The 17,297-nt window shown below is 58.1% G+C and carries 6 protein-coding genes; all 6 read right to left on the minus strand.

What is annotated here, in order from left to right:
* Nucleotides 1-27 precede the first annotated feature (27 nt).
* Entirely contained in the window at nucleotides 28-13,245 is a 13,218-nt protein-coding gene (locus LC093_RS05915; protein WP_226663178.1) for a DUF11 domain-containing protein, read from the minus strand.
* Between the two features lie 251 nt (nucleotides 13,246-13,496).
* Entirely contained in the window at nucleotides 13,497-14,876 is a 1,380-nt protein-coding gene (locus LC093_RS05920; RefSeq protein WP_226663181.1) for an AgmX/PglI C-terminal domain-containing protein, read from the minus strand.
* A gap of 9 nt (nucleotides 14,877-14,885) precedes the next feature.
* Nucleotides 14,886-15,461, minus strand: coding sequence for an ExbD/TolR family protein (locus tag LC093_RS05925; RefSeq protein ID WP_226663182.1), 576 nt, complete (start codon nucleotides 15,459-15,461; stop codon nucleotides 14,886-14,888).
* Nucleotides 15,458-16,048, minus strand: a complete 591-nt coding sequence (locus LC093_RS05930; RefSeq protein WP_226663184.1) for an ExbD/TolR family protein — start codon at nucleotides 16,046-16,048, stop codon at nucleotides 15,458-15,460. The genes LC093_RS05925 and LC093_RS05930 overlap by 4 nt, the downstream gene beginning before the upstream one ends.
* Nucleotides 16,048-16,821: a MotA/TolQ/ExbB proton channel family protein gene (locus tag LC093_RS05935; RefSeq protein WP_226663186.1), complete on the minus strand. Its 774-nt coding sequence runs from the start codon at nucleotides 16,819-16,821 to the stop codon at nucleotides 16,048-16,050. The genes LC093_RS05930 and LC093_RS05935 overlap by 1 nt, the downstream gene beginning before the upstream one ends.
* A 157-nt stretch (nucleotides 16,822-16,978) precedes the next feature.
* The gene (locus LC093_RS05940) at nucleotides 16,979-17,284 is read right to left on the minus strand and encodes a hypothetical protein (RefSeq protein WP_226663187.1); all 306 of its coding nucleotides are present in this window, start codon (nucleotides 17,282-17,284) and stop codon (nucleotides 16,979-16,981) included.
* Nucleotides 17,285-17,297: the final 13 nt, after the last annotated feature.

Below are 17,297 nucleotides of genomic sequence, written 5' to 3' on the forward strand. Positions count from 1 at the left end.
CACGAGTCAACTTTGAAGGATGGAACATCACTGGAATCCTCCCTGGTCGCGATCATTACCTAATGCGCGATCCACACTGCGTTTAAGGCCATCGAGCAATCCGCCCCGGCTGGGCGGCGCGCCACGGCGCCAGAATATTTCGGTTTCGATATTGAGCGGGTAGCAGCAATCCAGCGCCGCCCAGTCGTTTGCAATCTGCGCCTTGATGGCGGCGAGTCGCGCGTCTACCAGTGCTGGATCCTCATTCTCGGCCAGATAGGAGAGACGCAGTACCGATGGGGCATCCTGCAGTTTTTCCAGCAACAGTTCTGTGCGGGATTCCCACTGCGGACGCAGCTCGCTGGTGCCTGGCTCGAATACCGCTTCGGCCAGATCCAGACGCACAACACGGTGCAGGCTGGTACCGAAGTTGAACTCCAGCATCTTGCCTCGGGTAGCACGCTGCACCCGCGGGTTTTCCGTGGTCAGGCGGTAGCCACTGGGCAGGCTGCGGTCGTCCAGTTTCAGTACGAAGTTGGAACCGCGATCCGGATTCGGCACCGCCGCACAGGTGATGTGGAAACGGCCGTGGGCGTCGGTCGTGGCTTTGAGACCATTGGCCGTTACCACCCGCGCACCCGGTACACCGCCCTCACCGGAATCCTGGTAACCGTTCAGGTTCTTGTCGTCGTACACCTTGCCGATCACATCGGTACAGTCGAAGGTCGGATCCGGCACCACGCGCACTGTCGCCGACGCTTCACCGGAGGTCTGCTGGCCGGACAGTTCGTTGAACATGCGCGCGCGGTTGATGTACTCGCCCTCGCCCACACCGGAACCCACGACCAGCAGCAGTTTCAGGGTGTGGGTCTGCTCACCTTCCGCGCGCAGGTGCGGCCACTGCAGCTGCAGGCCGTTCACTTCCGGCTCCACCGGTGCGCCGTCGAGGTTCGCGGAGCCCGCCACATATTTGAAGCCGGCCGGGAAGTAGTCCACCAGCTGCAGGTCCGTGAGCGGCACTGGCAGCGTATTGGTGAACGTAATGGTGTACGGCACCAGCTGGCTGCGGGTCACATTGGTCATGGCCGCGGTCTTGGTCAGCGCCAGCGCGCCTTCCAATTGCGGATCCAGGGCAATGTGGTTGTTAAACAACTGGCTGCTGCCCGGCTGGTTGCTGTCATCCAGATTGATACGCAGGTAATAGTGGGTTTCGTCACCACGCGCATCCACATCGATCACCGGTGGCAGCTCGGAGAGCTGAATTTCACAGTGATTCGCCGTCGCCGGAATCGCATCCGCGGCGCTGCCGAGACACGCGGCCACATCGAAGCTGCCGGTGTCCGCACCGGTTTGCGGCGGGATGATCTGGGACGGGCCGGACACATAGTCGGCGCTCGGCACATCTACTTCCAGCAGGTAGTCCGCATTGACCGCACACTCCGCGCGCGAGAAGTTCACATCAAACTTGTAGTAACCGCCCGGCAGGGTGACCTGGTTCTGCTGCTTGGGATCGTCGAAACACGCATCCGGCAACGGCTGGCCACTGGACGCGCGCAGCATGCGCACGCGCACACCGGCAATCGGCTGACGCATGACCGAATCGTAGATCGCCCCATTCGGGGTAATCGGCAGATTCAGGTTCTGCGGGTTGGCACCGGAGCCGATATAGATATCGCGAATCTGCTGCGGACCATTGGTGAAGTCCGAGCTGGTATTACCCAGTGACGCCGTGGAATCCACCGCATCCGGGGCGAAGTAACGCAGCTCGTAGCTGGCACCGTTCGCGCCGGCACCGTCCATGTTCGGCACCAGGCCGGCGAACTGGAAGTAGCCGTTTTCGTCGCTCTGCCCCGTTTCCAGCAACGCGTTGTTGAAGTACAGCTCCACCGTCCAGTTGGTGAGCAGTCGCTCTTCGCTGTCGGCGGTTTCACTGAAGTTCACATCGTGCCAGAGGTAACCGCTCACGTTCGCGATACCCGGCGTACCACCGATATCGATGGTGACCGTGGCTTCGTTATAGGCCGGCGGATCGTTCCATTTCACCTCGGCGGTATTCACCACGGTGTAACCGATGGCGAGGTTGTCGGCGAGCTTGGCCTGGAAGCGCAGGGTGATGGTTTCACTTGGCTGCAGGTCACCGTAATTGGTGCTGTAGTCCGCGCTGATCACCGAGCCATCTACCATGATGCCGGTGGGCTGGCCGTTCAGGCGCGCGGAGTCGTCCACGTAAGTGAGCACGCCCTCACCGGCGATCAACAGGTCGTCATAGATGGACACCAGACTTGCCGGCACTGCGCTGATATTGGTGACCCGCACCAGGTATTCGAGCACCTTGCCGGCTTCCGCCGCACCGCCACCAACAACCGCAACTTCCTTGGTAATGGACAGCTGCTGCGCATCGCCCACCACCACTTCAGTAGGCTGGGCGCCGTTGCTGCTGTTGCCGTCCGCATCAGTAAGGGTAAGTGGCAGTTCCAGGCTGTATACATTGCCCTGGTTGCTGATCACGGTACCGCGCTCGGTATCCACATTGACCATCACATCAAACACGATGGTGGCGGTCTGTGCAGTAGTGATCACGCCCTCACCCGCTGCCGGCAGCGGCGGTGTCAGGTCGTCACTGCTGATGGCAATACCAGCGATCAGTGGCGACTCGCCGCCATTGTCAGCAACTGCTTCGCCGTTCAGGGTGGTGCTGCCCGCAACATAGGTCGTGTGCTCCGGCACCAGGTCCACAAAGCGCACTTCGCTCGCATCCTTGCCGCCCATATTGGTGACGGTGATGGTGTAGCGCAGTACGTCTTCGGGATCGACGATACCGGCCGTCAGGTTATCCACAGTCAGTGCGACGGTTTTCTGTACCCGCAACAGCGGCACATTACCGACGATATCCAGGGTGGGGTCGTCTGCTACTTCGGTCGCCGGATCGTCGGAGGGTTTTTCATCCAGCGGGGTGTTTGCACCACCTGCGCCGTTTCCGTTTACGAAGCCTTGGTTGGAAATCACCGTGCCATCGTTAACGTCGTTGATGGTGACATCGAAGGTGATGATTGCGGCCAGGCTACCGGATGCATCCGGATCCGCCTGTAGCTCGCCGGCCTCGGCACCGGGGGACTGGATCGCGAGCGTCTGCGCCAGTGGCGTGCTGCCATTCACATCGTCCACTGCCGCACCATTCAGCGTGGTGGAGCCGGCAACGTACGTGGTGTTGGCCGGCACCTGGTCGCGCAGGCTGGCCTCCAGCAGGTTTTCGTTGCCGATGTTTTCCACCCGCAGGGTGTAGCGCAGGGTATCGCCCGGCATCAGGCTGTCGGGTTCGCCGGTGAGATCGTCGGAGGTCTTCTCGACTTTCAGCACTGCGGCCGACTCAATCAGTACCTGGGTCGGATCTTCATCGCCCGCGGTCAGCGGATCGGCGCTGCCATTGATGTTTGGATCATCACTGTCAATCAGCGCCTGACCAGGCAGCTGTACCTGGGCCTGGTTGAGTACCGCAGAGGCACTGTCGATCACCTTGACCAACTGCACCTGGTACACCAGCTGGATTTCCTCACTGCCGCTGCCCGCAGCACCGAGTACCATGTTGCGTACATCCAGCAGGCCACTGCCGTTGGCACCACCGCTGGCACTGGTCGCACTGCTGTCGCTGCCAGTCGGCGCGGTAATCAATTGCAGGGTACCCGGTGCGAAATACGCCGGGCTGTTCAGGCGATCCAGCTCGTCGGTGATCGCGATGTTTTCCACATCCAGATCACTGAGGTTGCGCAGGGTCAGGGTGTACTGGAGTACATCACCGGGCGTGGCAACGGCGGCCGGGCTGTCGCCGGAAGTGATGTTGGCCACCACTTTTTCGAACACCACGCTCGGCACGGCCGCGGTAATGGTGAACACGTCCTCGTGGTCCTCAACGCCCGGTGTGCCATCCGCCGGATCATTGGCGTAGGTGCGCTCGTAGATACGCGCATCCGGGCCGGTGCTGTCCCAGCTGTACCAGCGCTCGGCACCGGCGACATTGTCCAGCGTGGCGCCATCAACGGTATCCGCATCAAGGTAGGCGTCGTAGCCAAACTGCACATGATGATCAGCTGCAATCGCCGCTGCCGCGCCCACGGTAGTGAACGTCAGCGTACAGGCGTCAGCGTCGAAGGCAGTGGTGAAGTCACTGCCCTGGCTCAGGGTCGCTACGGTATTGCCGGCACCGTCGACGACGGTCGCGGCAAAATTCGCCGGTGCGGTTTCGCACATGCCGCCCTGATCAGTATTCGGCAGGAAGTCACGTACGGTGAGATCCCAGGCCGGGCCGGTGCCGCGGTTGTGTACATCTACCAGGAAGCGCGCGGGCAGGCCCGCCTGGATCTGCGCATCACCGGTCTTGGTCAGCACCAGTTCGTAGGGTTCGACGATTTGAATCGCCGCGGAATACTCGCTGACCTCGCCCATGCCACGGCCCGCATTCGGGTCGTCATTGGCGTAGCTGTAGCTGTAACCAGCGCGTGCGGTAAAGGATTTGCCGAACTGGTTCAGGGCGGTATCACGCAGGCGAAGGGTGACATCGATCACCGCGGAATCGCCGGCCTCGACATCAATACCATTGCTCGTGTCTTCGATGGTCAGCACAGTGCCGGCCACCGAACCCTGCGGATTGAACGCGATATTGCCGGAAACCTGCGCAGCGCTGACAAATGCCAGGTCCACCGGATCAATACCGGAGTCCGCCAGATCCATCTGGATCGCGACGTCATTAAGCGTACCCACTGCCGGAATCGTCAGGCGGTAAACGAAGGGCTCGCCGATAGACGCATTCTCACGGGTCGTGGGTTCAACGGCGATCAGCAGCGGCTGGGCATCCGGGGTATTGAACTGCACGCTTACCGCATCGCTCGGTCCGTAGGGCTGGCGGTTATCCAGTACCGCGCCTTCGGGAATATCGCTCTCGGCGAAGGAGTAATACCACTCCAGGTAGGCGTTGTTACTGATCTGCAGACCGGCGCCGATATCGCTATCGGTCACCACCTGGTAAACCACTTCAAAGGTACCGCCCGCAGGAATTTCGTTGCCGAAGTTCCAGATGGCATCACCCGTCGCGCTGTCGAAGGTGGGCTGAACCAGGTTGGCGGTACTGCCGTTGATGCTGACGGTTTGCACACCGCCCTGGCGCATGCCGGCCGGAATAACATCATGCAGCACAATGTCGTACGCCGGTGCAGTACCAGTGTTGGTAATAGTCGCGGTAAAGGTGATGGTTTCTGCCGGTGTCAGTGCCGCGCTGCCGTCAGGCGTCGCCACGAGAGCAAAGGTCAGATCCGGCTGCAACAGGTTCAACGTCTGCTCGGCGAGCAGCGGCGTGCTCGGGCCTGTAGCCGTATCGAACTGGAAGCTGGCTTCATTGCGCAGTGGGGTAGTTGCTGCATTGAGCGGCAACACGTCTCTTTGCACCCGTGTGCGATAGGTAATTACCAGCTCGTCACCGGTGCTGTTCACCAGGGATCCGAGATTCCAGGCTACCTGCCCGGATGCTTCCGCGACCGGCTCCTGGGCCAGGTCGTAGGTCATGCCGTCGGCGGTAATGGAAACGGTATCCACGAACACCATGCCGGTAGGCAGGGTGTCGGTAACCACGGCATTCGGCAAGGTTCCGCGCTGCACACCGAGACGGAGCTCGTAGGTAACCAGGTCACCAATACGCAGCTCGCCGTCATTCAGCGGTGCGGTTTCCTGCAGTACATTTTTCGCCAGGGTAGCGTTGTTGGTGATCGCCAGCGGCGGCAATTGCTCGGGGCCGAGGAAATAGTTGTTCAACGCGGCTGCATCCGGCATATCGGAGCCATCGCGTTCCACATGTTCTGGCACTCCGGCCTGGCTGGTCCACTGTACGCTGGTACTGCCGGTCAGTTCCTGACCAGCCAGCACGCTGTCCAGTACGCGCACGTCGAATTCCAGCGTGCGGGTTTCGCCCTGCGGAATATCAGTATTCGCCACCGCGTTCCAGGTCAAAGTCTGGGCTGCGTTCACACCGTCACCGGTGGTCGCTGGGTCGGCAATGGCGGAGCCGTTAAAAATCGCACTGCCCGGCTCGTAGGCCCAGCCGAGGCTCAGTTCTTCCAATACCGAAAGATCAAAGGCCGCGGAGCCATTGGCGCCCTGCTCGGCGAGTGCCAGGCTGAAGCGGTAGAAATCACCGGCCACCGGTTCGCTATTACCGCTCTGATTGACCGCGCTCTGGGTCAGCCCCAATTCGGGTTCAACCACTGTCACTGTGGCATCACCGCCGCCCATTTCTGTGACAACACCGGCTTCGTTGTAGGTGTAAGTTGCGCTGATATCGTAGCTCTGGCCAGACTGCGCATCGATATGATTTGCCACCCAACCGGTAACCAGGATCTCGCGCACTTCATTCGGCGGGATATCGCCAACGTCGATGGTGAAGGTTTCGCCATCGGCCACGGTAACCGGATTGCCGTCGATGGTGACCGTATCAAGAGCAATGGCGGTATCTCGTCCCCGCACAACATTTTCCACGACCACATCCGCCAGAGCAGATGTCGCGATGGGGCTGGCCGGCACGGTAATGCGATAGCTCACCGGCTCGCCGATCGGTGCGCGGCCGTCGGCAGGCGTCAGCAATTGCAGCGTGAGGTCTTCCGGGTTAGCCACCGGGGTCATCAGGGTGAAGCAGTTATCCACTGCCGATACTGCACAATCCGGCGCTGTACCCAGGTATTCGCGATCCGACACCGCGTCGCTATCGCTGGAGACATAGCGATTGATGTGGAAGCGGTTGTACCACGTATGGCCACTGGAGATGGTACTGTTCAGGCCGACCTGGTAATCGATAGCGATCACGGCATTTTCTGCCACCGCATCCACCAGGGTAAATTCGATTACACCGCTGTTCAGCGTGTAATTAAAAGTCGCAGGCTGACCGGCCACCTGTACCTGGACGTTTGTCAGGGTGCTCTCGTCAAACTCCGGACTAGCAGGATCAATATTCAAGGTATCACTAATAACCACCCCATAGGCTGGTGCGCCACCGGCGTTGAGCGCTTCCAGGCGGAAGTTCATCACTTCATTGGCGATATCGAGCACTGTGTGAGGGCTGTCGACACCAGCGCGGCTATCCGTTTTTACCAGAGCGGTAATATTCGGCTGCACCACCCAGATACTGGCCTGATCCTGGAGCAAAGTCGCGGCGCCGTCATAAGTGAATTCGGCGGTATTTATCCGCTCGACGTCATTGCCATCTGCCGGGAATACGCTCGCATCATCCAGCACCACAGCGGTGTAAACGATGGTCAGCGGCGGTGTAGAGTCGCTCTCTGCGGTCACATCCCCGAGTTCCCATTGCAGGGTGCCAGTGGCGCCCGGCGCAGGTTCATCCGGCGCTTGCGAACAGGTAAACCCTTTCACACCGCAGTCGATGTTATCCACAGAAACCAGCTCAAGGCCTTCCGGCAGTTGATCGGTAACCACCACATTACGGGTAACACCCGGCTGCAAACCGAGGTTGAGGGTGTACTGCACCGTATCGCCGATACGCGCACGATCAGGATCACCCCACGCGGTAGATGCAGCGGTCTTGCTGAAGTCGGTACTGTCCTGGGTGGCTACGGATTCGGAATCTTCACTGCAGTAAATATTCGGTACCGTAGTTACCGGGCAACCCTCGCCGTGACGCTGGTAGTCTTCCTGCCCAACCACCGCGTCATCGAGCGATGACCAATCAACGTAGACCGTGTTGTCGATGGTGCTACCGAATGCAGACAGTACCGTGGTGTTGTAAACCAGAGTCAGAGTTCCACCCGGCAAAATATCCAGGCTGTTGTCGCTGTTCTCGCGCCCCCAAACCAATGCATCGTCACCGCGGGTACCGGGCATCGCATCGGCACCATTGATAGTGGCGCTGTCCAGGCGCAATTGCTCGGGCAACAGGTCGGCAATGTTCACATCGAATGCAGTGGAAACATTAGCCCCGCTGGCATTGCTGATTTCTACGGTGTACACCAGCGTATCGCCACTGACCGCGCTCTCTGCACTGGCGCTTTTGGTTACCGATAGTGCTGGCTCCGCAACGTCAATGGGGCCAACAGAGGCAGACAGTGTGGCCGCTGCATTGAGATAAGTAAGTTCGGCTGTATTGCTCAGTGGGGTGCCAGCGGCTACACCGTCAACATTTTCAATACGCGCGACATAGTAGATACGAATAGCCGGAGCGAACTCATTATTGGCATCCGCACTGGTGTCATCTTCGGTGCGGGTCGCTACCTTGCCGATATCCCAGGTCATGGTGCCAGCACCGTCCGCTGGAAGGTCGCCTGCGAACGCGTCACAGGCCGTATCTGGTGTGAGGTCGTTGATACTCAGGATATCGTCGAACTCACAGCGAATCTCGTAGCCGTGTGCAGCGTTAACCGCCAGCGCATAAGCCTCAGACAGGGTATCTGTTAACTGTACATCTTCAGTTACACCTTCCGGCAAGGTGATATCCAGACGGAAACTGCGGTGGGCACCGATGGTACGGGATTCCGGGGTATCCCCATTTTCCGTAATATCGGCCTTGGCCAGCGTCAGGCCGCCGACTACCAGGGAGTCTTCGGCACTGATTTCGTAGTCATTGAGGTCTTCATTGCGGTTGGCCACATAGCCGACGCGCATGCCGTCGGTATCACCGTCAGCACCGATCACACCGGTGTCGTTCAGCGCAAGGGTGTTCTGCGGCAGCGACTGCCAACGTGCCTCAATGCGGTTGATCAGTTCTTCGTGGGCGGAAACATCTGCGTCGGTATCATTCTCGCCAACGACACGCACCTTGAAGCTGAAGGTAACACTCTCGCCTACCGCAATCGCGTACGGGGCAGCGTGCCGATCCGTTTCTGTGTCGTCGCGGAACTGGAAAATAGGCGCATTGGTATCGCCATCCAGATAATCCACTTCCAGCGAAGCCAGGCCTTCCGCAGAGTTTTCCACATAGCGGTATTTGGTACCGCGCAAGTCGTCCAATACCTGCAGGTTGTAGGCCATTGCGGAAGTCGCGCCATCTTCGTTGTCGGCGTTGGTCGCCGTTACCGTGACGGTGACAATATCGTCCGCATCTGCTTCATCCACAGACAGCACTTTTTCCAGCGTGATACGCGGACCGAGTATATTCAGGGTTATGGGTTCGAAGACCGCCGGCTCCTGCAGAACACCGTTTTGGTCTTCGTAGGTCATCTGCGCCACGCCACCCGGGTTGGTCAGCGGATTGCCGTGGGCGGTGGCCGCGCTGTTTTCCACCCGCGCCACAAACGTAAGTTCGATCGGGAAGAGTCCGTTGTACTCGGGATATTTGGCCGGGTCGTAATCGATCAGGTACTGGCTGCCGTAGCGCCACTCCACCACATTGCCATCACAGGTGGTACCCAGCTTGGGCGTGGTCACACCGTCGCTGGCGCCTGGATTCCACACCGCGTCCGCATCGAGATCCCGCAGATCCACTTCATCCACTTCGACACAGCGCAGACCATCGGGCAGTTCGTCGCGGAAGGTAAGGTTGCGCAATTCAGCCGCGGGGACAGTGCCGATCAGGCGGAAGCGCAATTCCTCACCCACAACCACATTGACGCTTTCGTCTGGGCCGATAACCGGAGTGGAGGGGCTGATGCCCGGGTGCGTGGGTGCACCGGTATCCGTGGTGGAAACGTCCACGACCGCAATAGGCTCCGCCTCAACACTGATAATGCGCATGGTGGCATTGTCGGTACCACAGTGTCCGGTCGCATCGCCGGTGGAACCGTTGACGCAGTAAATACGCGCACCGCCGATGGCCTGATCCTGAAGCGAACCGCGGCCCGACACACTACCATCGCTGGCCGGGTGGTTTTCGTTCCCAATCTGCGGAAGGTTCTGGTTGCCGTATTCCGCGCGCAAGCTGTCGTAGCGGAAAATCGCCGCAGTGTTATTGAAACTCTGGTTCGGCACCACGGTACGGTGCGGGCTGGTGCGATAGAACAGTTGCACGCTGCCACCGGCATCGATCTGCTTCAGCGCATCCGACTCATCATAAGAGAAGGTAATGTAGGCCGGCTCGCCGCCCTGCTTACAGTGGATATCCGCATCCGGATTGGCAGGATCGAATATGTAATCGTTGGCACCCACATTGTTGATGCCCACCAGGCCAATATCGCCTTCCGGTGTGTTGCTCAGACCGTCCTGATCGAACGGCCACACACACATTTGCGAGCTTTCGAGTACGTCAGAAATGACCACGTCGTAGGCGGGTGCCGCTGCGGGGGCGGTGTCCTGTAGGTTTTCTACGGTAATGCGGTAAACGAAATCATCGAACTTACTGCCGTCCACCAATTCCGGCTGCCAATCACAGGCCGCCAGGTTTTCACCAGCACGGCTGAAGTTACATACATCCTTGGTGATATGCAGTTTGGGCTCGGTAACCTGCAGGTCTACCCGCCACTCTTCTTCTGCAGGATAACCGGGCACGCCGGGCCAACCGTTGTAGTTGTGGATAGTTTCCTGGAAGTCATCAAATACCGCGAGGAAGCTGGAACGACCGAAATCCACGCTCGGGTTGGCGTGCACGTTGGGCGCAGTAACTGTGTCCTGGCCATCGTTCAGCAGGCGCGTGGTCATATCCGCGAGGAACCAGTGGTCCTTCACGTCGATAGAATTATTCGCATCCCACGCCAGGTTGTCCTGGGCGAAGAAATTATCCAGCACCGGTGACACGGCGAAGTCCCATGCGAAACTGGCGGCGTTACCACAGTGTGGGGCAGAATCGTCCGGCAGAACGACATCGCTACAGCTCAGTTCGTTGTGGGCGATATAGCCCTGCCCCGCAGGAAGCTCATCGGCAAAGTCGATATTGTCTACGCGAATCAGGGTGAAGCCGGGGGTTTCAAACCCGAACCAGCCACCGCCAAAAACTTCGAAGCGGCAGTCTTCACCGATTAACAATTCAGGATCCGCGCTGTCCACTTCCGTACAGCTACCGGGCACCAGGCGTTTGAGCAGGTTGAAGCCCAATACCCGGGAACGAATACCATCGAGGGTGTAATTGTTGGCCAGCTGCTGCCCGGGCGTGGTACCAGGGTCACCATTCAGGTTGGCCGGTGTCGGCCAGGTCAGTCGGGAATCATCTGACAGGTGAATTTCACCCACCACATCGGCGCGGAAGGTCAGGTCATCATCCACCGCGGTATGGTTACGCTGTACCGCAAAGTCCAGCGGCAGGGTCGCCCCCGGTGCCAGATTGCCAAGGCTAGATCCGCCGCCAGAAGAATCACAACGAAACACTGTCGCAGAGGCGGGAATAAATTCAGGCCGATTCCACAGCGGATGCTCTACTTCGCTTGCCGTCATTTCCCGGCACTGCCCCGGTGCCTGCACAACGTCCATGGCCTCACCGAAGGTGACGTACAGGCTGTAGTTGTCCGCCGTGTGGCCACCACTGTTACGCATTTCCAGCGTCAGCGGTGACGTACCCGTATCCCGCACTATGTACAGCGGGTGGGTCATGTAAACGTCGAGATCTTCTGGATCGGGGGTAACCGAATCGCTGCGAGTCATTGAGCGGTCGGACTCACTACCACAGAAGTGGCCAAAGTCGACCGAAAGCACGTTTTGCTGATCGAGCTCTCGGTTGCTATTCGGATCAGTAGAGCTCACGGAGTCTTCGATCTCGACATCCAGATCCGCTACGACATCGTAAAAATCAGGCTCAGTGGTAACAATGCGGAAGCGCACCACGATCTCATCACCGTGGCGCAGCATATTTTGCTGATCCGCGGTTTCCCCTGTGGAGTTACTCAACAGGCGGAAATGAGGCGCATTGTTCTGCAGCGGATCGCTGTTCTCATTGGTCCATTCGATGATTTCCACCATGCCGTTAAATCCGGCGTTGTAGGTGGCGTCGTGGTTCAAGCCGCGGCGGGTGCGGAGTATTTGCGGTGTGTAAGTGGGATCAACTACATACTCGGCCGGCAGGTCGTTGGTAAAGTCGATATCTTTTACCGATCCACCTGTAAAGTTACGGATAAACAGCGTTACATAGCCGCGGGTACCGAGTGGTTCCGCGCTCGGAAGATCAGTGTCCTGCTGTAGGCCTGCACCATAGATACCAGTGATATGGCGAACAATATCGAGATCCCCAACCGAATGGCTGTTCATATTCGCGGTGACACTGTACGGGCCACCATTGCTCGACGTCTGTAAGATGCCGCCTACCCGGGTGCCGTTATCACTGTTATCACCGTCGACCTCACAACCCCACTGAAAATCACTGACGGTGTTGGTACCGTTTGCACAGGAACTGTTTACCTTGCCGACCAAGTAGATATCGGTCTGGCCACCCGCCGGCACATCCACTACCCCGGCGCCGCCGAAGGGCGCACTCAACTGAAAATCTTCAACCGTATTGTCAGCAGTCATACAGCCAGAAGCCGTGCCTGAACCATTGTTACCTGCAATCGTCAACGCAGCGCCCTGAGACGGACAGGCATGACTGATTGATACGTTGGGATCCGTCATCAAATCGTCCAGGCGCACGTCCTGCATGCCGGCCTGACCGCTATTGCTGATGCGCACACGCCAAACTACGTCATCATTGGTATTACCATAAATGGAGTTAGTCCAGTTAGTCTGGCCTGCATCGACGTTACGGCCGAGCTTCTCAAGCGCGGGAATCGGCTCACGAATGGGCAGCTGGTAGCCGTTATGGCTGACATTTGGGTTATCTATGTACTCAGGTACACGGCCGTTATTGTTGGTCTCGCAGTTGCCGTATTCATAACCGTTCAAAGAAGCTGACAGCGTACGATTGATGTCGACCAGCTCTTCCTGCTGATTAGTGATGGGGTCAAGGTAAAAGCGCAGGGTTTGAGAGCCGCCACGAGATATTTCCAGGTTACCAAGATCCCAGCTCAGGATATCCCCGGCTCCATTGGCCGTTATATCGCCGACATTTTCCGAGCTATTCCTGTAGCTCAGAACATCAGCTACTTCCCCCAGATCCACGGTCAGGGAAATATCGCGTATGGCCTTATCACCGTTGCCCCACCAGTTGGATGTGTTGTTGCTGATCTGCAGGACAATTTCCGCCTGATTACCGCAGAGCTCGCAGTAGCTGCTGCTTTGGAAACTGATGCTGACTGACGGGTTCGGGCAATTTCCAGATTGCGCCAGTGCTCCCTCTGCCATAAACAGAAGTCCAAAGCAGGCCAACATCCAGCCTACAAATGCACCTTTTAGAGAGTTTCGCCCTGCTACTTCAGACTTCATCGCTTTCCGCTGCCAGTCAGTAAAAATTGATTTGCAATCCGCCGCACGCGCGGCAGCACCGGAGGAGAACCGGTCGCGGAACTTTATTGGAAGGAGGGATTGGGCACCGTGAAGCAAGTCAAAATTGCGGCGCCACAAGGGAACTTTTTCTTCGTTTGCCAAACAGTTCTCAGGCAAACCTCAGGTAATTTCTTAAGAAGTGTGAACACGTACACCGCCCCGGGAAAACCGGGGCGGTGTAGGCAGTCACATTACGCGGCTGGCAGGAAGTCTATGGGGTACAGGATGGTGATTGTCGGCACCCCGTCCTTGGCCCCAAAGTTGAAGCGTTTCACCCGCGCAATGATATTGGTATCAAGCGCCGGAGAGTCCATATCACTGCTCTCCACCTTGGCCAGCGATACCGATCCGTCCGGCTCGATGGTGATACGCAGTACCATCTTGCCCTGCAGGGCCGGGTTGTTACGCAGCTCACGATTGTAGATCCGGTACAGCGCTGACTTGTAACGGTCGAAGACAATCTGGATCTCTTCGTCGGTACGGGACGGACCCACACCATCGCTGAGCGGACGCTCTTCGCCGGCGAAGTCACCCTCGGTACCGATACCACTGGAAACCCTCGAGAAACTCACCCCGTCGAGTGCCGTGCCCACGCCACCAGCATTGCGGCTGAGTGCAGCGGTATTGATACCATCAGACCCGGATTTCGCCGCGGCGGTAATAAGTGAACGCTGACTGCGGTTCTCTTTTTTGCCTGCGGTACTCAGCTGGGTCTGCTGTCCCAGACGGTTGTCGAGGTCGTCCTGGATAAGATCCTGGAAGTTGTCCTTGAAGGCCAGAACACCGGCGCGCTCCACCTTCTTGCGAACCTGCTTCTTCTCCACATTGGAAGGCTTGGGTTCTTCCTTCGCTACTTCCTGTTTCGCTTTTTCAGGCTCTTTCTTTTTCTCTTCCGGCTTTTTCACCACCGGCTCCGGTGGTGGCTTGGGCTTGGTTTTCTTTTCCAGTACCAGTTTGGCCAGACGCTCCGGAACTTCGATCACTTCCTCTTCATCGGGCTCTGGCAGCTGCCAGGTATACGCGCCGAAACCGAGGAAGAACGCGATCAGCAAACAGGCGAGGAGGCTGCGACGGAAGCGACGCTCGTCCTCACCATCGGTGTTCCACGGCATGATCGCATTGCGAAATGCTGAAGGCTCCAGCTCCCGAGTCACTTCATACTCGTAGTGAACATCCTCTTCCTGCTGACGGATCTCCCGGAATTCGGCATCCAGATCAAACAGATCATCGTGGCATTCTTCGATCTGATCCTGTACGCGCCTGTGGCGCTCATTCAGCAGGTCGAGATTTGCGTTGTAGATACTGACGGTCTTTTGCAGGCGGTGAATCAGCGCCTTGGACGCGTCTTCCTTGTAGTGTTCCGCCCAGAATAGTTCGCCGGCACCGGCGGCCTCGAGCTTATCGAGGCGGTCGGAGATTTCGTCGAGCAGCTGATGCTTGGCCTCATCCTTGTGCAGGGCCTGCAATTTGCCATCGACCTGGTCCCGCTCGGACTCAAGCGTGTCCAGTCGGCGGCGGACAGCTTCCTGCTGTGCGCTCAGTGCCTGCTTTTGCTGATGAAAATTACTCACAAACTTTCACTAACTCTGAGATGCTTTCTGAATAACCGCCAGGGAAATTCGCGTGTATCCGGCATTGGTGCAGCTGGACATGACTTTCTTCAGTACGTTGAACGGCACGGTTCTATCCGCCAGGATGTTTACTTCCGGCGGTTCGGCCAGTAGCTCCGCCGCCTCGGCAGCGACATCTTCACCGGCCGCAGCCCGCGCGGCTAACGCCGCCTTGGCCTCTTCCAGTTCATCCTCAGCCATGGTCATAGCCTTACCGACCTCTTCGATCATGGCCTGCTGAATCGCCTCGATCACCAGCTCTTCGCTCTGGTACAGGTCTTCGGTCTTCATGACCGATTTGGCTTCGATCAGCACTTCGTCGTGGGTGACCATGAGGGTAACGGTCTCCCGCGGCTTGGACTCCACCACGGAATCCGGCAGGGTGATGACTTTGGGGGCCTCAATGGCTTCGTCGCTGGCGCTGTTGGTCAGCAGGAAGAACACCAGAATGGTGAACACGTCCATCAGCGAGGTCAGGTTCATACCCGGTGTTTTGCGCTTGCGGCTTCGCGCCATGCGCTTCATGCGTCTGCTTTCACGTTTCACGGCGCATCTCCCAGGGAAATATCGGGGAAGAGCTCCATTCGCTCCGGCTTCGCTTCCGGATCGGTTGAGCCTTCGGGAATCACATCAGCTCCACGTACCGCGTCCATCACACCAACGAGGTGCTCGTAGGCCACATCCGGCTCCATAAGCAGAGTGGAATCGGTTTTTTCCGGATAGGACTGTTTGATACGCACCAGGAATTCACGCAGTCGCGCCAGGTCGTAAACCTCTGCGGTAGGCAGTACCGGTGCAGCTTCTGCCGGGTCACCGCCCTCTGCCGCTGCGGCCTCGACCGGTGCATCCGCGGCCTGCTCACCTTCCTGATTCAGGTTGGTAAAGCGGGCGATCACCTTTTCACCGTCGCTGACCTCCAGCGCATCTTTGCGCACCACAACCTCAACGGTGACACTGGGGTTATCCGGTGCACCGCCGCCAGCGCCGCTGGGCATATTGAGTTCCAGGATGGTCACCCGTGAAAAGACCGCGGAAACCAACAGGAACGGCACCAGTACCACCATCAGGTTGAGGAAGGCGGTAATGTCCAGTTCCGGAGCTTCTTTGTTTCTACCGTGACGCCTGCTTCTCATTACACAGATTCCGGCTTGCTGCTCTCGGTGGTTTGCTCCGCATCTGCGGCGTGCGCGGCTTTAGCCTGCTGAGTCTGTACAACGTCACGATTAACCGGTTTGCCTTCAGCAGCTTCTTCCTGCGGCACTTCGCTGCGACGGCGGGTGCTGCTGGAGATGATGTTCAGCGCTTTTACGGAAACCATTTCCAGGCTGTCGACAATCTGGCCGGTCAGGGAGTTAAGGAATGCGTGCACGATCAGCAGTGCGATACCCACCATCAGACCGAAAGCGGTGGTGTTCATCGCCACGGAAATACTCGCAGACAGCAGGTCCGCTTTCTCGGCGGGGTTGGCGTTTGCTACCGCGGTAAAGGCTTCGATAAGACCCATAATAGTACCGAGCAGGCCCAGCAGGGTGGCGATGTTCGAACCCAGAGCAACGTAGGGAGTGCGCTTTTCCAGCTGCGGGATGCTCTCCATGATGCTCTCTTCCATCGCGATTTCGATATCCTCACGACGACGTACGGCGCCCTGACGCTCCAGGCCCATGGCCAGCAGACGACCAACACCAGTGTTGTCCTCTTTGACCAGGTTGCGGGCGCGATCGAAATCGCCAGAATTCAGTACCGGCTGCAACTTGTTCCAGGTTGCACGGTTGGTGTGGCGCTCATAGGCCAGGCGAATGTAGCGCTCGATCGCCACCGCGGCGCCCAGCGCGAATACCACCAGAATGGGGTACATGAACACACCGCCAGTCTGAAAAAACGCGATTACGCTGTTAAAGAAATCCATCACAAGCCCTCTAGGTTTTCTTTGTCGGTTGCGCGGCTGCCCGCTTAACCTCAGTTGTTGCGACCTTTTATGGTCAATCTATGGTTGGTAACTTTCTTGTCTGCGCTGGCCCACAGGGACTCAGCACGAGATTCTGATGGCGAACCCGGCGCTCCGGCTAGTCTTCGGAGAGACTGAGCTGGTAAAACTCGAGTTCGCGCATAAACACTTCTTTGTCCAGTGGCTGCAACGTGGGATCGAGCAGGCTGGAATTCAAACCACTCTCCACACCCACCTCAGAACTTTTCCACGGCACGATGTACAGTGACTTCGGTGCTTCCTTGTTTCCGATAATGGAAATACCAGAGAGCGCCTTCACCTTGTTATCGACTTTCTTTTCACTGCCGGTAGCCGCATCTTCCGCCGCAAAAACCAGTGATACTGACAGGCTCGCGATAATGGCCAGCGATAGTTTCAGCTTCATTTTTTTCAACCGC

It is taken from the genome of Microbulbifer aggregans, from assembly GCF_020524005.1.
Taxonomy (GTDB): domain Bacteria; phylum Pseudomonadota; class Gammaproteobacteria; order Pseudomonadales; family Cellvibrionaceae; genus Microbulbifer; species Microbulbifer aggregans_A.

What these genes read in the sequence shown, in the direction of transcription:
- LC093_RS05915 (WP_226663178.1), bottom strand. Translation starts at nt 13,245, where the DNA reads ATGAAGTCTGAAGTAGCAGGGCGAAACTCTCTAAAAGGTGCATTTGTA.
- LC093_RS05930 (WP_226663184.1), bottom strand. Translation starts at nt 16,048, where the DNA reads ATGAGAAGCAGGCGTCACGGTAGAAACAAAGAAGCTCCGGAACTGGAC.
- LC093_RS05935 (WP_226663186.1), bottom strand. Translation starts at nt 16,821, where the DNA reads ATGGATTTCTTTAACAGCGTAATCGCGTTTTTTCAGACTGGCGGTGTG.
- LC093_RS05940 (WP_226663187.1), bottom strand. Translation starts at nt 17,284, where the DNA reads ATGAAGCTGAAACTATCGCTGGCCATTATCGCGAGCCTGTCAGTATCA.